This is a genomic window from Candidatus Polarisedimenticolaceae bacterium (assembly GCA_036376135.1).
GTDB lineage: Bacteria > Acidobacteriota > Polarisedimenticolia > Polarisedimenticolales > DASRJG01 > DASVAW01.
In genome coordinates, this window is sequence record DASVAW010000075.1 from 18,660 (window position 1) to 36,640 (window position 17,981).

At 71.0% G+C, this 17,981-nt stretch carries 11 protein-coding genes; 4 read left to right on the forward strand and 7 right to left on the reverse strand.

What is annotated here, in order from left to right; translation table 11 throughout:
* The gene (locus tag VF139_06825) at positions 1–2,427 is read right to left on the reverse strand and encodes a thiamine pyrophosphate-dependent enzyme (protein ID HEX6851105.1); all 2,427 of its coding nucleotides are present in this window, start codon (positions 2,425–2,427) and stop codon (positions 1–3) included.
* Between the two features lie 125 nt (positions 2,428–2,552).
* On the opposite strand from VF139_06825, the gene VF139_06830 reads away from it, so the two are divergent.
* The gene (locus VF139_06830) at positions 2,553–5,123 is read left to right on the forward strand and encodes an SNF2-related protein (GenBank protein ID HEX6851106.1); all 2,571 of its coding nucleotides are present in this window, start codon (positions 2,553–2,555) and stop codon (positions 5,121–5,123) included.
* Positions 5,124–5,216: 93 nt separating this feature from the next.
* Here VF139_06830 and VF139_06835 read toward each other — a convergent pair whose 3' ends face one another.
* The gene (locus VF139_06835; protein ID HEX6851107.1) at positions 5,217–5,906 is read right to left on the reverse strand and encodes a 4Fe-4S dicluster domain-containing protein; all 690 of its coding nucleotides are present in this window, start codon (positions 5,904–5,906) and stop codon (positions 5,217–5,219) included.
* Positions 5,907–5,983: 77 nt separating this feature from the next.
* Between VF139_06835 and VF139_06840 the strand changes: the two genes are divergently transcribed.
* A complete protein-coding gene (locus VF139_06840) occupies positions 5,984–7,081 on the forward strand; it encodes a saccharopine dehydrogenase NADP-binding domain-containing protein (GenBank protein HEX6851108.1) in 1,098 nt (365 codons plus the stop codon).
* Positions 7,078–8,676 carry a glucose-6-phosphate isomerase gene (locus VF139_06845; GenBank protein HEX6851109.1) on the forward strand — a complete coding sequence of 533 codons (1,599 nt, stop codon included), beginning with the start codon at positions 7,078–7,080 and terminating at the stop codon, positions 8,674–8,676. The genes VF139_06840 and VF139_06845 overlap by 4 nt, the downstream gene beginning before the upstream one ends.
* Positions 8,677–8,688: 12 nt before the next feature.
* On the opposite strand, the gene VF139_06850 is transcribed toward VF139_06845, so the two are convergent.
* From VF139_06850 to VF139_06870, 5 genes are all read right to left on the reverse strand, one after another.
* Complete coding sequence (locus VF139_06850; protein ID HEX6851110.1) at positions 8,689–9,624, reverse strand: tetratricopeptide repeat protein; 936 nt, start codon at positions 9,622–9,624, stop codon at positions 8,689–8,691.
* A 26-nt stretch (positions 9,625–9,650) separates the two neighbouring features.
* Positions 9,651–10,586 (reverse strand): TonB family protein, encoded by a 936-nt coding sequence (locus VF139_06855; protein HEX6851111.1) that lies wholly within the window; start codon positions 10,584–10,586, stop codon positions 9,651–9,653.
* Positions 10,587–10,665: 79 nt separating this feature from the next.
* Positions 10,666–12,210 (reverse strand): hypothetical protein, encoded by a 1,545-nt coding sequence (locus VF139_06860; protein ID HEX6851112.1) that lies wholly within the window; start codon positions 12,208–12,210, stop codon positions 10,666–10,668.
* Positions 12,207–12,638, reverse strand: coding sequence for a hypothetical protein (locus VF139_06865; GenBank protein ID HEX6851113.1), 432 nt, complete (start codon positions 12,636–12,638; stop codon positions 12,207–12,209). The genes VF139_06860 and VF139_06865 overlap by 4 nt, the downstream gene beginning before the upstream one ends.
* A 113-nt stretch (positions 12,639–12,751) precedes the next feature.
* Positions 12,752–14,155 (reverse strand): dipeptidase, encoded by a 1,404-nt coding sequence (locus VF139_06870; protein HEX6851114.1) that lies wholly within the window; start codon positions 14,153–14,155, stop codon positions 12,752–12,754.
* A gap of 149 nt (positions 14,156–14,304) precedes the next feature.
* Here VF139_06870 and VF139_06875 point away from each other — a divergent pair, with 149 nt between their 5' ends.
* On the forward strand, positions 14,305–17,934 hold the full coding sequence (locus tag VF139_06875; protein ID HEX6851115.1) for a S8 family serine peptidase: 3,630 nt from the start codon (positions 14,305–14,307) through the stop codon (positions 17,932–17,934).
* The last annotated feature ends 47 nt before the right edge of the window (positions 17,935–17,981 follow it).

The window sequence follows — 17,981 nt, forward strand, 5'->3', positions numbered from 1 at the left end:
TCAGTAGGCCGCGAGCAGCCTGGCCGCCCTCTCGACTCCCGCCTCTCCGGGGAGGAACGCATCCTCGAGGGGAGGGGAGTAGGGGACCGGCGCGTCGAGCGCGCCGACGACGCGCACGGGCGCGTCGAGGTCCTCGAAACACCATTCCTGGATCGTCGAGGCGAGCGACTCGCCGATGCCGCCCGTCTTCGAGTCCTCGTGGGCGATCAGCACCTTTCCGCAGTGGCGCGCGACGTCGAGGAGCGTCTCCCGGTCGAGCGGGGCGAGCGAGCGCAGGTCGAGAACCGCGCACTCGATCCCGTCCGCCGCGAGCTTCTCCGCCACCCGCAGCGCCACGTGGACGTACGCCCCGTAGCTGACGATCGCGAGGTCGCTGCCGGCGCGCCGGAGCGCGGCCTTCCCGATCGGGATCGGCTCGGGCGCGGCGTCCGCCATCCGTTGCTTGATCCGCGGCTCCCGGTACAGCGCGATGTGCTCGTAGTAGAGGACCGGGTCGGGGTCGGCGACCGCTGCCGCCATCAGCGCCCGCGCGTCGTGGGGGGTCGAGGGGCAGACGATCTTGAGGCCGGGGGTGCGGTAGAACCACGGCTCGGTGTTCTGCGAGTGGTACGGGCCCGCGCGCCGCAGGCCTCCCCACGGCATGCGCACCACCATCGGTACCGATCCCCCCCAGCGGTAGCGGATCTTCGCGGCGTTGTTGACGAGCTGGTTGAAACCGGTCGCGACGAAGTCGTTGAACTGGATCTCGGCGATCGGGCGGCGTCCCGCCAGCGCCGCGCCGACGGCGACGCCGAGGACCCCCGCCTCGGCGATCGGCGAGTTGAGGATGCGATCGGCGTACTCGTGGAGGAGCGGACGCAGAAGCAGGAAGGCGTTTCCGTATTTCCCGCCGACGTCCTCGCCGTAGACGAACGTGCGCGGGTCGGAGCGCAAGGCGTCGCCGACGCCGAGCATGACCGCTTCGAGGAACGTCCTCCCCTTCGGGTCGAACGGCGGGGCGGGCTCAACCTCGGGGAGGGGCGAACGCTTGCGATTCAGCCGTTCGCTCGCGTTCTCGAGAGGCTCGACGTGCACCCGCGGCGGCTCGTTCGCGAGGACGCCGACGCCGGCGTTCGCCGGTTCGGGCCAGGGCGCGTCGATGACCTTGCGCGCCTCCTCCTCGACGAGGGTCTCGATCTCGGCCTTCAGCGCGTCGAGGTCCCCCTTCGCGATCACCTTCTCGGCCTCGAGCTTCTTCGCGTAGGTCGCGATCGGGTCGCGTTTCGCCCAGAAGGCGTAGAGGTCCGGATCGGCGTACCCGGCCTCGGTCGGCTTCGGATAGTCCCACGAGGGCTGCGGGTCCTTCCCGAGGTAGAGCATGTCGTCGTGGTGCGCGTGACCGCACATGCGCATCGCGACGAGCTCGATCAGCGTGGGGCCCTTGCCTTGCCTCGCGCGTTCGGCGGCCCACGCGAAGGCTGCCGCGATCGCCTCGGGGTCGGTCCCGTCGAGGGTGATCCCGGGAATCCCGTACCCCGCGGCCTTGTCGGCGAAGGCGCGCACCGCCGACTGGTCCTTCAGCGGGGTCGAGAGGGCCGTCTGGTTGTTCTGGACGCAGAAGATCGCGGGGAGCTTCCGGGCCGCGGCGAGGTTGATCGCCTCGTGCCACTCGCCGAGCGACGTTCCCCCCTCGCCGATGAACGACACCGCGACGCGGTCGACCCCGTCGAGGGCGAAGGCCATCGCCATTCCCGCCGCGGTCATCGTGGAGATCGTCAGCGGCGCCGAGGCGGGCAGAACCCCCCACGCGAAGTCGCCGGTGTGGAGGTCCTTCCCGTCCATCGGGGGGCCGGCCTTCCCCATCTGCGCGCTCAGAACGCCCCGGACCGCGTCGCGGTCGCCGCGCATGCACAACGCCGCGCCGAGGTCGCGGATCAGGGGGGCGACGACGTCCCCCTTCCACGTGCCGTCGTCGTTGCGGTGCTCCGGACCGCGCCGGAGGCGCAGCGGCGCGGCGTAGATGGCCTCCTGGCCGAGGGATCGAAATCCTTTCCCCTGGAAGGAGGCGCTCCCGTAACGGACCTCGCCGCCGGCGAAGAACTGCTTGAGGCGGTTGTCGACGGCGCGGGTGAGGACCATCCCGCGAAGCATCTCGAGCTTCTCTTCCTTCGTGATCGAGCCCAGGAGCGCCTCGCGCCGGAGGAAGGCGTCGCAGGCGTCGAGGACCTCCTCGATCGCGGCGGCGTGCCGCTGCTTCCCCGCGACGCCGGGGGAGGTCTCGAACTTCTCCCTCGGGAGATCCCGCTCGAGCGCCTGCTTCAGGAGCTTCCGCAAAGGGGTGCGCGCGTTCGCCTTCGCGAACGCCTTGATCGCGGCCCCGGCTGCGAACGGGTAACGGTCGGTGACGAAGGCGGCGAAGCGCGAGGCCGGGAGCTTCGAGACGGCCATGAACGGTTCCCCCGAAGGCGAGCCCGCGATCCTACTCGCGTCCGAGGCCGTGGGGCAAGGTGGCGCGTACTTCCGGACTGGGTCAAACTCTCCGGCTATCTCGCGGCGAATCGCGACGAGGAGGTATGCCCCGGCGCCAGCGTCGAATCCCGAGCCCTCCGGCGGCCGTCCCCGCGGACGCCCGCCTGCTCGCCCTCGACCTCGAGGGCTGGGCGGGAAGGCACGTCGCCCACGCGGGGCACGACCTGGCCCTGCTGGGGAAGGTCGTGTCGTTGCGCCTGGCCGACGAAGGGGCGACCCTCCAGGCGAAGGTGAAGGACAGCGGGCCCCACCCTTACACGGTCGCGATCCACGCCATCGACGACGGGTATGCCGCCTCGTGCACCTGCCCCTGGGAGGAGGGCCCCGTCTGCAAGCACGCCGTCGCGGCCGTGGAGGCGCTGCGATTCCCTCGTCCCGACGTCGCGCACGCGGTCGGCGTCCGGGCCAAGCCGCGCCGTGCCGGTCGCCTGGCGCGCGGGCAGGGGAGGATCGTCACCCAGGCGCCCGTGCAGGCGGGAACGCTCCTCGCCGCCCCGGGGGAGTGGACCCTGACGCGGGACGAGCGCATCTCCCTCGCCCGCGACGAGGAGGTCAAGCAGCGCCGCCAGCGGGCGAAGAAGGAGCGCGCGAGGATCACGCGACTTCCCATGAAGGGCGGACCGCCGCGTTTCCGCGTCGCCTCCGCCGGGAAGTCCCCGTACACGGTGACCCTGCGCGGGAAGGAGCCGGCGCTGGCGTCGTGCACCTGCCCCGACTGGGCGAAGAGCGAGCTCGACAGCTGCAAACACATCGAGCGCGTCCGGACCTGGTTCCAGCGCCAGCCCAAGCGCGTGACGTGGAGCTTCGCGAGCCTCTGGTGGAAGCCGCGGAGCTGGGAGGCGGTCGCCCCCGATCCGCTCGCGGAGCTGCGCTTCGACGCGCCCGCCGCCGTCGATCGCGTGCCGTTGCACCGTTACTTCGACGGCGACGGGTGGTTGCGGGCCGTTCCCCGGGAGGTGGACCCGGCGTCGTGGCTCGCCGAGGTCGAGGCCGCCGCCCGCGCCGCGGCGACGGCCGCATCGGTCCCGTTCGACGTGGACGGCGCCGTCGCGGAGCGGCTCGCGGAAGCGGCCCTCGCGAAGGAAGCGGCCGACCGGCTCCGCGCCGGGGCGAGGGACGGCGAGCTCTGGAACGCCCTCATCCCGTCGATCGGGTTCCAGTTGCACCCCTACCAGGTCGACGGCGTCGAGTTCCTCGCGACCCGCGGGCGGGCGTTCCTCGCCGACGACATGGGACTCGGCAAGACCCTTCAGGCGATCGTCGGCGCGATCCTGCTGCGGCGGTCCGTCTCCGCGGAGAAGGCGCTGGTCGTCTGCCCGGCGTCGCTGAAGCACCAGTGGCAGCAGGAGATCGAGCGGGCGTGCGGCGAGAAGGCGCTCGTCCTCGAGGGGGGGCGCCAGATCCGCGCGCGCGCGCTGCGCCGGTGGAAGTCGGGGTTCCTCGTCCTCAACTACGAGCTGGTCCTGCGCGACCTCGACTTCGTGAAGGGCTCGAAACCCGACCTCGTGATCCTCGACGAGGCGCAGCGCATCAAGAACTGGGACACGAAAACCGCAAAGGCGATCAAGCAGCTGACGAGCCCGTGGGCGTTCATCCTGACCGGCACGCCCCTCGAGAACAGGCTGACCGAGCTGCACTCGATCGTCGAGTCGCTGCATCCGCGCGCTCTCGGCCCGCGCTGGCGGCTGCTCCCCGCCCACGCGGTTCCCGGGCCGAACGGGAGGATCGCCGCGTACGAGGACCTCGACACGCTGCGCGCGAAGCTGTCGGGTTTCTTCCTCCGCCGCGAGCGGCGCGAGGTCCTCGACCAGCTCCCGCCGCGCACCGACAACACCTTCTGGACCGAGATGACGGCGGCGCAGTGGCGGCCGTACCGGCGCCACGCGCGCACCGTGGCCGCGCTGCTCTCGCAGAACCGGCCGCTCACCGCCCCGGAGGTCCGCACGCTGCTGCAGGCGCTGACCTCGATGCGGATCCTCTGCAACGCGTGGGCGCAGTACGCGTGGGAGTTCGCCGAGCCGCACCTCAAGCGCGGCCCCGTCGAAGGGGACCTGCGCTGGTTGCACTCCCCGAAGCTCGAGGAGTTCGTGCACGTCCTCGAGGATCTGCTCGAGAGCACGCCGGGGAAGGTCGTCGTCTTCAGCCAGTGGGAGCGCCTGCTGCGCCTGGCCGTCTACGCCGCGAGCCCGCTGTTCGAGCGACGCGGCGAGCGTGCCGAGGTCTTTCACGGCGGGCTCGACGCGCGCGGCCGTCAGCGGATCCTCGAGGCGTTCCGCGAGGATCCGACGCTGCGGGTGATGTTCTCGACCGACTCGGGGGGGCTCGGCCTGAACCTCCAGGACTCGGCGTCGGTGGTCGTCAACCTCGAGGTCCCCTGGAACCCCGCCGTCCTCGAACAACGCATCGGGCGCGTGCACCGGCTCGGCCAGCGCGAGAGCGTGCAGGTCCTCCACTTCGTGACGCGCGGGGCGATCGAGGAGCGCGTGCGTCAGGTCGTCGAGAACAAGCGGGCGCTGTTCGACGGCCTGCTTGTGGACGATGCCGACCGCGTGGAGCTCGACGACGCGACGCAGTCCACGTTCGTCGAGCGCATGCGCACCCTGATGGGTAATTAGGGACAGCAACCTATTTCCGAAAGCGACTCACCCCGATCCGGTAGCCTGTAACCGGGTCCGCGGCGAGTCGCTTTCGGAAATAGGTTGCTGTCCCTAATTACGAACGGTGCCGTCGACGCCGATCACGACCTCGCGCACTTCGAGGTCCGTCCTCCCCGTCGCCACGGCGGCGGAGCGCGTGATCGCCGTGAGCCCGCCGCAGCAGGGAACTTCCATCCTCACGACGATCGCGCGCGGGATCGAGGGATCGGAGAGGATGGCCGCGAGCTTTGCGGCATACGGGCGGGTGTCGTCGAGCTTCGGGCATCCCACGACGACCGACCGGCCGTCGAGGATCGTCCCGTGCAGGTCGCGGGAGGCGACGGCGCCGCAGGTATTCAGGACGACGAGCTCCTTCCCGCGGAAGAAAGGCGCCTGCGGGGGGACGAGGTGGAGCTGGATCGGCCACTGGGTCACCCCCGGAGCCGTGGACATGCGCGACCCCGGGCACCCCGCGTGCGCGTGAGCCGCCGCGTCGAAGCGGCGGACCGCCTCGGCTCCCCCGATCGTCGCGACGTGCGCGCGGGTGGCGACCGGGTCGTAGGCGGGCGCGTCCTCGTCGACGATCGTCATCGCCCCTTGCGGGCATTCCCCGACGCAGTCGCCGAAGCCGTCGCAGAAGATCTCCCCGACCAGGCGTGCCTTTCCGTCCACGATCGCGAGCGCCCCCTCCGCGCAGGCCGTCACGCACATGCCGCAGCCGTCGCAGCGCTCCTCGTCGATCCGGACGATCTTCCTGGGCATCGGGGCCTCCTTGGAACCGAAGTCTGCCTGCTGCGGCCCGCGGGACGCCGTGACCCAGGTCACGTACGATGCGGGACATGCACGATCTCGATCTCGTCGTCTGGGGGGCGACCGGGTACACCGGGCGCCTCGTGGCGGCGGAGATCGCGCGGCGGGCCCCGGCGGGGTTTCGCTGGGCCGTCGGGGGGCGCGACCGGTCGAAACTCGAGGCGCTCGGGCTCGGCGCGGAGATCGTGGTCGCCGACGCCGTCGACCGCGCCTCCCTCGACCGCTGGGTCGGACGGGCCCGGGTGGTCGTCTCCACCGTGGGCCCCTTCGCGGTGTACGGGACGCCGCTCGTCGAGGCCTGCGTCGAGCGGGGGATCGCCTACGCGGACATCACCGGCGAGCCGAGCTTCATCCGCGCGAACCTCGCGAGGCTCCACGAGCGCGCGGAGGCGACCGGCGCGCGGATCGTCCACACCTGCGGCTTCGATTCGATCCCCTCCGATCTGGGGGTCTTCATGCTCCGGGAGCACCTGCGGGAGCGGCACGGGCGGCAGCTCGCCTCGGCGATCTTCGTCCTCGAACGCGCCTCGGGTGGGTTCAGCGGGGGGACCGCGGCGAGCGTCCTCCACGAGATCGAGACGGGCGGCGGCGGTCGGGACGCCCGGAAGAGCCTCGTGCGCCCCCGCGGCGACGGCGAGGGGGGCGCCTTCGCTCCGTTCCTGATGGCGCCGATCAACACCTCGGTCGTCCGCCGCAGCCACGGCACGGACTTCGGGTACGAGGAGGTCGTGCGTGCCCGCAGCCTCCTCGGGGCCTGGGCGATCACCGCAGGGATCGGCGCGTTCGTCGCCGCCGCGGCGACGTCCCCCGGCCGGGCCCTGCTCCGCACCTTCCTCCCGAGACCGGGAGCGGGACCGACCGCGGAGCAACGCGAGCGCGGCTTCTTCGACGCGAGCCTGCGCGGCCTTTCGGACGGCGCGCCGCCGATCGCGGTGCGCGGCCGCGTTGCGGCGGATGCGGACCCCGGGTACGGCGCGACGGCGCTCATGCTCGCCGAGTCGGGGCTGTGCCTGGCCCTCGACGAGCTCCCCGATCGGCACGGTATCCTGACCCCCGCTTCGGCGATGGGGCGCCCCCTTCTGGACCGGCTCCGCCGAGCCGGGATGACCTTCGAGGTGACGGGATGAACACGCGCGGGATGTGGGACCGGTACAAGGCGTGGTTGTACGACGCTCCCGAGCTCGGATTCCGGCTCGACGTGAGCCGGATGGACCTCCCCGACGACCTCGATCGCACGATGGCGGGCGACTTCGGCAGGGCGTTCGACGCGATGGCCGCGCTCGAGAAGGGAGCGATCGCCAACCCCGACGAGAAGCGCCAGGTCGGCCACTACTGGCTGCGCGCCCCGGAGCTTGCCCCCGAGCCCGCGCTCGGCGCCGCGATTCGCGAGACGTTGAGCCGCATCGAGGCCTTCGCCCGCGACGTCCACGCCGGCTCGATCCGCCCCCAGCGCGCCCCCCGTTTCGACCGCGTGTTGTGCATCGGGATCGGCGGCTCCGCCCTCGGCCCGCAGTTCGTCGCCGACGCCCTGGGCGGCCGCGACGATCGGATGACCCCGTATTTTCTCGACAACACCGACCCCGACGGAATCGACCGGGTGCTCGGCGTCCTCGGACGCAACCTCGAGTCGACGCTGACGATCGTGATCTCGAAGTCGGGCGGCACCCCCGAGCCTCGCAACGGCATGCTCGAGGCCGAGGCCGCGTACACCGCGCACGGCCTCCTCTTCGGCCCGCACGCCGTCGCGGTGACGGGGGAGGGGAGCCAGCTCGACCGGCACGCCGTCGAGCGCGGTTTCCTCGCGCGCTTCCCGATGTGGGACTGGGTCGGGGGCCGCACCTCGGAGACGGGGCCGGTGGGCCTCCTTCCCGCGGCGCTGCAGGGGATCGACGTGAGCGCGTTCCTCGCGGGGGCGGCCGCGATGGACGTCCTCACGCGCGTACCCGAGGTCCGAAGGAACCCCGCCGCCCTCCTCGCGATGGCGTGGCACCACGCCGGCGCGGGCAGGGGGACGAAGGACATGGTGATCCTCCCCTACAAGGACCGCTTGCAGCTGCTCAGCCGCTACCTGCAGCAGCTCGTGATGGAGTCGCTCGGGAAGGAGAAGGACCTCGACGGGAAGGTGGTCCACCAGGGGCTCGCGGTTTACGGGAACAAGGGCTCCACCGACCAGCACGCCTACGTCCAGCAGCTGCGCGACGGGATCGCGAACTTCTTCGCGACCTTCGTCGAGGTGAAGCGCGACCGCCGCGGGGTCTCGATCGACGTCGAGCCCGACGTGACCTCGGGGGACTACCTGCTGGGCTTCTACCTGGGGACCCGCCGCGCGCTCCACGAGAACGGACGCGGCTCGATCACGATCTCGATCGACGACGTCACGCCGAAGACGGTGGGGATGCTGATCGCCCTCTACGAGCGCGCGGTCGGCCTCTACGCGACCCTCGTGAACGTGAACGCCTACCACCAGCCCGGCGTCGAGGCGGGGAAGAAGGCGGCGGCGAAGGTCCTCGATCTCCAGCGCCGGCTCGTCGCCGAGCTCACCGGGCGCGGCGAGCGGGGCGCGACCGCCGAGCAGATCGCGGCGGCCGTCGGCAGCCCGGAGGAGGTCGAGACGGTCTTCCACCTCCTCGAGCACCTCGCGGCGAACGGCGACCGCAACCTCGAGCGCGTGCCGGGAAAGACGCCGTTCGACGCGGTGTATCGCCTGCGGGCGGGAGACTGACCGCAACCGCCTTCAACGCTTTTCCCACGACGTCCCCACCGTGAAGACGCTGGCGACGGGCCGGCCGTCCTTGCGCGCCGGCTCGTAGCGCCAGCCCACGAGAGCCCGGAAGGAGCTCGCTGCGAATGCGCGACTCGTGACGGCGTGCAGCCGAAGCGGCACGACGTGGCCCGTCCGGAGGATCGCGCACTCGAGGGTCGCCTTCTCGCCCGGACTGCCGAGAAGCTCCCGAGGGGGAATCGCAGGCTCGACCCTGTGAACGAGCACGGGGAGCGAGACGCCGTGGCCCGGGACCTCGAGGGTCCACCCCTCCACCGGAGGGTTGGCGGCTCCGCGTTCGGCGGCACGAAGCATCGCCCGCGCCACGACCCGAAGCGCGAACTCGACGTCGGGTTCGGGCGGGCTGGTCTCGAGGTAGTGCTCCAACCGCGACAACGCCTGGTCCCGGGCACCGCGTGCCGCCGCCTCGAGCGCTCGGTCGAGCCGCTGCGCGGGCTCGTCGCCGGGTGCTTCGGCCAACTCTGCGAGCAACTCCGCCGCGACCTCGCACCCCGGCCCGTCGCAGTACTGCCGCGCGACCTCGCGGAAGACGGGTGCCCGGGTCTCGACGGGCGCGTCTTTCACGCGGACCGCGACCCTTCGGAGCGTGGCCCAGTCCTCCTTCGCTCCCAGCGCTCGCGCGAGCAGCACGAGCGGGCGCGGATCGCCCGGGGCCCTTCCGGCCCACGCTTCCGCGCGTTCTGCCGCCTGACCGGGACGTTTCTGGCCGAGCAGGGCTTCGGACTCGATCGCGCGCGCGTCGGGGTCGTCCGGGCTCGCCTCGAGCATCCGTTCGGCGGCGTCGAGGGCCTTGCGGTAACGCTCGGCCTCGAGGTTCCGTTTCGCCTCGTCGAGGTCGGAGGCCAGGACGGCGACGGCGCCCAGCGTCGATCCGAGCCAGACGAGCAATGTCCGCCTCCGTCGCATCGATCCCCTCAACGCACCTTGAACCGGACGACGACGGTGAAGTAGATCGACACCGGCTTGCCGTCCTGCGTCACCGGCTTGTAGCGCCAGCGGAGCACGGCCCTGCGGGCGGCGTCGTCGAATATCGGGTCGGACGACTCCTTGACGTTCGCTTCGACCACCCTGCCGGATCGAAGCAGCGTCGCTTGCAGCGTCACCACGCCCTCGAGCGCGGCCGACTTGGCCTCGGGCGGATAGACGGGAGCGACCTTGCGGACGACGATCGGTTCCGAGAGGCCACGGGCCGTCTTCTCGCCGTCGGGCGAGGGCTCGTCGGCGGGCGGAGGGGAGAGGTCGAGGAGCATCTGGATCCACCACGCGACGTCGATGTCCTCACGGTCGAACGGCGCCGGGGTCGCTTCCACCATCTCCCAAAGCGTCTTCCGATCCCCTCGGCGCGCCGCGTCGAGGGCCGGGAGGAGTGGGCCGGCGGCTTCGTCAGCCCGAATCGGAGTCAGCAGTCCGAGCGTATCCGCCGCCTCCTTCCATTGGGATGCGGCGAGCTGCCCGAGGACCAGGGCGCGGCGCACGTCGCGTCGCGCTGGTTCGTCCAGGCCGGCGGCCCGATCTCGGACGGAAGCGAGTCCGGCCGCGTCCTTCATGGAGGCGTAGGCGGCGGTCAGCAGCGTCAGCGGTCTCGCGTCCGTGGGCGCGGAGGTGGCCCAATTCTCGAGGAAGGGAACCGCCTCTCCACTTCGATCGAGTCTCTCCAGCGCCCGGGCGTGGAGGATCTGGGCCTGCACGTTCAGCGGGTCCTCATTCAGGATCGTTCGCACCGCCTCCACGGCCGCGACCGGCCGCTGATACTCGTCGAGGAGCCGCCGCGCCTCCTCGAGTTCGGCGGCGGAAGCCGCAGCACAAGCCGCGAGGGCGACGACGGCCGCCGCGGCGCGGATGGAAATCATGGCGTGAGTTTATCCCCGGTCGAACCGCCCCCGCGAGCGTCGTCGCGGGGGCGGCGGGGGGGCAGGGGGAGCCGCCGGGTTACGGGGTCGTGAGGCTCAGGTCGTACGAGCCGTGGATCCCGTAGTCGGTCGCGTGTTTCGAGCGGATGTAGAAGCGGTCGGAGCGAGGCGCCGTCCACGTGACGAGCGACGTGTGGTCCGAGGCGGAACGGTCGTTGTTCGACGCGAGGACCGTCGAGCCGTTGGTGTCGAGGATCTCGAGGTTCGTGTTCGCGTCGGAGTAGGTGTTGAGCGTCTGCGCGGTGTAGACCGCGCCGCCGACCGCGTCGAAGGCGAAGAGGTCGGTGTCGGCCGCCCCCTTGCCGTCCCCGTCCGTGTCGGCGAAGTAGGTCAGGTGGACGAGGCCGCCGTTCGCGTAGAGCAGCGTGGCGGTCCCCGTCGTGTCGTTCGACTCGAACGCGTCCGGGAAGTACTCGATGCCGAGGGCCCCGAAGATGTCCTTCATCGCCTGGAGGTTGCCGTTGGCCACCGTCGAGTCGAACCACGAGTTCCAGAAGGTCTCGTGCGTCACGTTCGTCGCGCCCTTGAAGACCGAGGACGCGAAGGTCTGCCACGACTCGACGTCGGGAAGCGCGAGGGCGTCCAGGGTCTCGTCGGTTCCGGGGGTGTAGTCGTTCGTGGACGGGCCGTCGGTGATGTCCCAGAGGCTGCGGGCGACGGTCACCTCGCTCCCCGACCCGTCGCAGCTGTATTGCGTCTCGGATTCCAGGTCGAAGAAGTTGAGCGCGCCGCCGGGGCCGGAGGCGCCGCTCGTCCGCACGTAGACGTTCGCCGGACCGAGGTCGAACATCCGGACGACCGAGTTGCCGAGGTAGGTCGCGCGCCCCTCGTCGAAGGCCAGGCGCAGGTCCTGATGGCAGTCGGCGAGGGCGTGCGAGCCGGCGGGGTTCGACGACTTCGAGTAGTTCGTCATCGCGTAGTGGCCCCATTCGTGGAGGGCGACGGTGTCGTCGTATCCGCCGGTGTCGCGGATCGTGACGGTGTTCCCGGAGGTCTGCGAAACCGTCACGCCGCCGTTCGACTGCCACTTGATCGTCACGAGCTTCGTGGAGTTCGGGCGCGCGCCGGTCATCGCCTTGATGTAGTCGGCGCCGTAGACCCCCATGTCGAAGAGGTTGAACGCCTCGCCGCCCGCGAAGGCGAGCGCGGTGAGCGTGCCCCAGTCCACGTTGACGTTCGGGGCGTGGCTCGTCACGTCGGCGCTCTGGCCGACGTAGATGCTCCCCCCCTGGTTCGTGACGCGCACGAAGAGATCGGAGGTGTAGTTCGAGCGGGTGAGCACGCGCACGCGCACCTTCGTTCGCGTCGTCGAGTCCACCACCGGGATCGCGTAGTAGCCGTCGGCGTCGGTTTTGCCCTTGGCGAGGATCTGCTTCGACCCCGACTTCGTCGGATCGATGACCTCGACGTCCGCGAAGCGGATCGGCTTCGTGAGGATGGTCCCGGAGAACCCCGACTCGTTCCACTCGCGGTCCTCGTAGACGAAGCGGCCGGAAGCGGTCCAGTTGGCGAGCGCCGCGCTCGAGAGGAGCGAGGCGACGGCGAAGGCGGCCGCGCGCCTCATCGACGGGGCTCCATCGCGAAGACGGCGATCTCGCCGTCGTCCACGATCGGCTCGGGAACACCGAAGGGGACGCGCACCACGGTTTCGGTCCGGACGGCCCGGCCGTCGAGCGTCGCGGTCGCTTCGATCAGGATCTCGTGGACTCCGGGTTTCCCGATGGGAACCCGCAGCGTCGTCGCGTCGAGGCGCTCGACCCCCGGCCACTCGACCCGGGCGGCGTCCAGGACGCGTACCGCGACCTCCGCCGCGCCGGCGGGGGCGACGAGCCCGAAGGTGAGGTCGACGCTCCCCGAAGCGGGAGCGCCGCCGATCCGGGAGACCGTGCGAGGCGCCTTGGCCTCGGCGGCGAGTTGCATCTCGTCGGTCGGCTCGCATGCCGACGCCGCCATGAAGATCAGCGTGAAGATACCCCAGATGACGATTTTCATGGATCCCCCCCACGAGAACTACGGACGAGCTCTTTGCGCTAAGTACCCGCGTGAGGGGCGCGCGTCAAGCGCAAATCCGCTCCCGGACGGAGATCGGGGATCCTCGAGCCCCCTCAGCGCGCCGACTTGCCCTTCCCGTTCCCCATGGCGCCGTCGGTGCCGAGCTCCTCGAGGAGGTAGGCGGCGGCCAGATTTCCCTTGTGGAACTGGTCGAGGTCGATCTTCTCGTTCGGCGCGTGGAGGTTGTCGTCATGCAGGCCGATTCCCATCATCACGGCCGGGACCTTGAGGATCCGGTCGAACGACGCGATGACCGGGATGGAGCCCCCCTCGCGGGTGAACACCGGCGTCTTGCCGAAGGCCTTCTTGACCGCGCGCGACGCCGCCGCGAGCGCCGGGTGCGTCGGCTCGGCGAGCCAACCGTCCCCCGAATGCAGGTGGCGCACCTCCACCTCGACCGATTTCGGCGCGAGCTTCCTGAGGTAGGCGGAGACCAGCCGCGCGATCTCCTTGGGCTTCTGGTCGGGGACCAGGCGCATGGAGAGCTTCGCGTGCGCCTCGGCGGGGATCACCGTCTTCGCCCCCTCGCCGGTGAAGCCGCCCCAGATCCCGTTGACCTCCACCGTCGGGCGCGCCCACAGGCGCTCGAGGGTCGTGAAGCCCGCCTCGCCCCAGAGCTCCGGAGCGCCGATCGACTTCCGGAACTTCGCGTCGGAGTGGGGGAGGGTCGCGATCGCCCGGCGCTCGGCCGTCGTGAGCTTGCGGACCTTGTCGTAGAACCCGGGGACCTTGATCTTCCCCTTCGCGTCCTTCAGCGCGGCGATCATCGTCGCGAGGGCGAAGGCGGGGTTCATCACCGCACCGCCGTATTGGCCGGAGTGGAGGTCCCGGGCGCTCCCGCGGACGTCGATCTGGAGATAGGTGAGCCCGCGCAGGCCGTGCACGATCGACGGGACCTTGCGGTCGAACATCGCGGTATCGCTCACGACGACGGCGTCGCACGCGAGCATGTCGCTCTCGGCGAGGATGAACGGCTCGAGGTTCCCCGAGCCGATCTCCTCCTCCCCCTCGATCACGAACTTCACGTTGACCGGGCACGTCCCGTTCGCGCGCAGGTGGGCCTCGAAGGCGTTGACGTGGATGAGCACCTGTCCCTTGTCGTCGGCGGCGCCGCGGCAATAGAGCTTGCCGTCGCGGATCGACGGCTCGAACGGCGGCGTCGTCCAGAGGTGCACGGGGTCGACCGGCTGAACGTCGTAGTGGCCGTAGACGAGGATCGTCGGTTTTCCGGGGGCGCCGAGCCACTCGCCGTACACGATCGGATGCCGCTTGGTCTCGTAGATCTCCGCGCGGAAACATCCGGCGGTGCGCAGCCGGTCGCGCACCCACTCCGCGGCCCGGCGCACGTCGCCGGCGCGATCGGGGTCGGTCGAGATCGACGGGATGCGGAGCAGGTCCTGGAGCTCCGCCAGGTAGCGGTCGCCGTTCGCGCGGACGAAGGTCGCTGCTGCCGACATGGTGCCTCCTCGAAAAACAGCCCGGCATTCTAGCTCCCGATCGCGACTCCGAGGAGGCGACGGCGGGGATTTCTCATTGACGGACCCCGGGGGTCGCCGGACATTCCCGGGCGGCCGAAACCGCCGCTTCGTGGGGGGAGTTGCGCCCGATGTACGTTCGCCGCCTGTTCGTGTGCCTTGCCTTGGCCTGCACCGCCGTTGCGGCCGCCCCCGAGCGTCGCGTCGTGGAGGTTCCGGACGCCGGAATCCGCTACGCGGTTTGGAGCGAGTCCGGGGAGCGCTTCGTCGCGTTCTCCCGGGACGGCGGTGCGAGCTGGACCCGACCCCGCGCCATGGACCTCTCGATCCCGCTGCGCTTCGCGCGACTGCTCCCGGGGGAGGACGTCCCGGCGGCGCCGGCGGGGTTCTCCTCCCGGGCCGGGAACCGGCTGTACCTCGTCCAGTTCGAGACTCCGGGCCTCGAGGCCTATCGACGCATCCTCCGCGACCTCGGCGCCGAGGTGCTCCAGTTCGTGCCCCACCAGTCCCACGTGCTCCGCATGGACCCCGACGCCGTCGCGGCGGTCGCCGCGCAGCCGTTCGTCCGCTGGATCGGTCCTTACGAGCCCGCGTATCGCATCGAGCCCGAGGTCCTCCGGGAGATCCTCGGTTCCGACGCGTCGCGCGAGGCGCGCCGTTACCACGTGATGAGCTTCCTTCCCGGGCTCGCGGAGAAGTCGGCGCTGGCGGAGGAGATCCGCGCGATCGGCGGCCGGGTGGACCTCGTGCCCGCGAACGGCTACCGCCTCGAGGCGACGCTTTCGCTCGAGCAGGTGGCGCTCCTCGCGCATTCGAACCGGCTGCAGTGGATCGACCGCTGGACCCCGCGCGAGACGGACATGGACATCGTCCGGGAACAGGCGGGGGAGAACTACGTCGAGTCGGTCGGCGGGTACTCCGGCCAGGGGGTGCGCGGCGAGGTGATGGACGCCGGGGTCGAGCAGACCCACCCGGATTTCGACGGGATCCTGCTCCACGGCGGGGGCGTGAGCGTCGACAGCCACGGCACGTCGACCTACGGGATCGTCTTCGGCAACGGGAACCGCGACGGCGACGGAAACGCGCAGGGGCTCGGCAGCCTTCCCTCGAAGGCGGCGGGGTACTTCGCCGACTACGACGCGCTGACCGATCGCTACCAGCACACCGCCGAGATCGTCGCGTCCCCGATCTTCGGTTTGTTCCAGTCGAATTCGTGGGGGGATGCGCGGACCCGCGCGTACACGTCGATCTCCCAGGAGATGGACGACATCATCTGGATCCACGACCTCGCGATCTTCCAGTCACAGTCCAACGCCGGAAACCAGGACAGCCGCCCGCAGGCCTGGGCCAAGAACATCATCTCGATCGGGGCCGTCGAGCACTACAACACGCGCACGCTCGCCGACGACTGCTGGTGTTTCTCCGGATCGATCGGCCCGGCGGCGGACGGCCGCATCAAGCCGGACCTCGCCTACTGGTACGACTCCATCTACACGACGACGACCGGCGGCGGGTACACGACCGGCTTCGGCGGGACCTCCGCGGCGACGCCGATCAGCGCGGGGATCGGCGGGTTGATCTTCCAGATGTGGGGCGCGAACGTCCTCGGGAACAACCCGCAGGGGGCGACCCTGTTCGACAAGCGTCCCCACGCCGCCACCCTGAAGGCGATGATGATCAACACGGCCGAGCCCTACCCCTTCACGGGGAGCGGGGCCGATCTCGGGCGCTTCAAGCAGGGTTGGGGGCTTCCGTCGGCGAGTCGCTTTCTCGACCGCGCGCCGCGGATGAAGGTCGTCGACGAAGAGCGCTCCGTCGCCGAGCTCGAGGTCCACGCCTACACCGCGACGGTACCGGCGGGGATGGACGAGCTCAAGGTCACCCTCGCGTACACCGACCGTGCGGGAACGACCTCGTCGACGCTCCACCGCATCAACGACGTCTCGCTGAAGGTGACGAGCCCGTCCGGAGCGGTGGTCTACCACGGCAACTTCGGCCTCGACGCGGGGAACTGGTCGGCTTCCGGCGGCGCCCCGGACGGCATCAACAACGTCGAGAACGTCTTCGTGCAGGCTCCCGCCGCCGGCCTGTGGACGATCGAGATCTCGGGCGACGACATCAACCTGGACCAGAATCCCTCGACCCCCGTCGTCGACCAGGACTACGCCCTCGTCGTGTACGGGGTCACGACCCTCGACTTCGGCTGCCTCGTGCAGCCGGCGCCCGCATCCGGCCTCTCCGGCGCCCCCTCGGGGGACAACGCGGTGGCGTTGTCCTGGACCGGGACGCCGACCGCCGCGGGGTACCGCGTGTACCGGGCCGCGGGAGGCTGCGGCGGGAGCTTCGCGCAGGTCGGAGGGACCCTCGCCGCGGCGACGACGTTCACCGACACGAGCGCGTCGGGGGGACGCGTCTACGGCTACACGGTGCGCGCCGTCGAGGGGTGCGAGGCGGAGCCCTCCAACTGCGTCGAGGTGACGGCGACCGGGCCGTGCATCCTCCCGCCGGCGTTCGCGGGGGCCGTGTCCGCGACCGACGTGAACGCCGCGCAGTGCGGGGTCACGGTCGCCTGGGGCGCCGCAACCCCCGCGTGCGGCGGGTCGGTGGCGTACAACGTCTATCGCGGCACCTCCGCCGCGTTCGTGCCGTCGACGTCCAACCGCGTCGCCTCCTGCGTCACGGGCACGAGCTTCGTCGACGGACGCGCGCTGACCTCGAACCAGAGCTACTGGTACGTCGTGCGCGCGGTGGACCTCGGCGGCCGCGGGAGCGCCGAATGCGGCGGCGTCGGGGAGACGAACGCGGTCAAGGTCACGGCGCGTCCGCGCGGACCGATCGGCAACCTGATCTCGCAGGACTTCGAGGCGGGCCTGGGCGCGTGGACGGTGCAGGACGGCGCTCCCGCGGCGGGCGCGGGGGACTTCCTCGCGGACATCCCGGTCGGCTCGACGGACGGCGGGCTCCAGGCCAACCCCGCGAGCTGCCCGCAGGGCGCGCGGTGCCTGTTCACCGGCAAGAACAAGGGGGGGAACCCCAACAACGGCGACGTCGACGACGGCGAGACGCAGGCGCTCTCCCCGGTCTTCGACGCCTCGTCCTTCTCCACCGCGCAGCTCACCTTCCAGCGCTGGCACTACCACAGCGGGAACTTCAACGACTCGGCCGACCGATTCGGCTTCGAGGTCTCCCGCGACGGCGGAACGACGTGGCAGTCGCTCGACGCGTTGACCGGAAGCACGAGCGCGAACGCCTGGACGCCGCGTTCGTTCGACCTCGAGACCACCGGAGCGCTGACCTCGCAGATGCGCGTCCGCGCCCGCTCGGCGGACGGCCCCAACTTCGACAGCGTCGTCGAATCCGCGGTGGACGACGTCCGCGTGGTCGGCTTCCAGACGTGCACGAGCCCCGCTCCGGGCGCCCCCGGGGCGACGACGGGAACGCTCCTGGTCGACCGGGACACCGACTCGTCGAGGCTGAAGCTGTCGTGGGGGCCCGAGTGCGGCGGCGGGACGGGGTACTCCGTCTACCGCGGCGATCTCGCGGCGGGTTGGGGCTCGGCGGCGCCGCTCCCCGGGTTCTGCGGCGTCGCCGGCATGCGCGCCTTCGTGAGCCCCGACGCAGGGTCGTACTTCTTCATCGTGGCGCCCAACGACGGCGCGACGGAGGGAAGCCTGGGCCTGCGCTCGGACGGGACGCGTCGGCCGCGGCCGACGACGGCCTGCCTGCCGGAGGCACCGGCGGTGAACGCCTGCGCCCCGTGAGGCGGCTTCGGCGTTGACATCGACGCCCCCGCGATCCTAGGCTCACC

Excerpts from the sequence above, each read along its gene's own strand:
- VF139_06845 (HEX6851109.1), top strand. The coding sequence starts at position 7,078 with ATGAACACGCGCGGGATGTGGGACCGGTACAAGGCGTGGTTGTACGAC.
- VF139_06875 (HEX6851115.1), top strand. The coding sequence starts at position 14,305 with ATGTACGTTCGCCGCCTGTTCGTGTGCCTTGCCTTGGCCTGCACCGCC.
- VF139_06865 (HEX6851113.1), bottom strand. The coding sequence starts at position 12,638 with ATGAAAATCGTCATCTGGGGTATCTTCACGCTGATCTTCATGGCGGCG.
- VF139_06840 (HEX6851108.1), top strand. The coding sequence starts at position 5,984 with ATGCACGATCTCGATCTCGTCGTCTGGGGGGCGACCGGGTACACCGGG.
- VF139_06860 (HEX6851112.1), bottom strand. The coding sequence starts at position 12,210 with ATGAGGCGCGCGGCCGCCTTCGCCGTCGCCTCGCTCCTCTCGAGCGCG.
- VF139_06870 (HEX6851114.1), bottom strand. The coding sequence starts at position 14,155 with ATGTCGGCAGCAGCGACCTTCGTCCGCGCGAACGGCGACCGCTACCTG.
- VF139_06830 (HEX6851106.1), top strand. The coding sequence starts at position 2,553 with ATGCCCCGGCGCCAGCGTCGAATCCCGAGCCCTCCGGCGGCCGTCCCC.
- VF139_06835 (HEX6851107.1), bottom strand. The coding sequence starts at position 5,906 with ATGCCCAGGAAGATCGTCCGGATCGACGAGGAGCGCTGCGACGGCTGC.
- VF139_06825 (HEX6851105.1), bottom strand. The coding sequence starts at position 2,427 with ATGGCCGTCTCGAAGCTCCCGGCCTCGCGCTTCGCCGCCTTCGTCACC.
- VF139_06855 (HEX6851111.1), bottom strand. The coding sequence starts at position 10,586 with ATGATTTCCATCCGCGCCGCGGCGGCCGTCGTCGCCCTCGCGGCTTGT.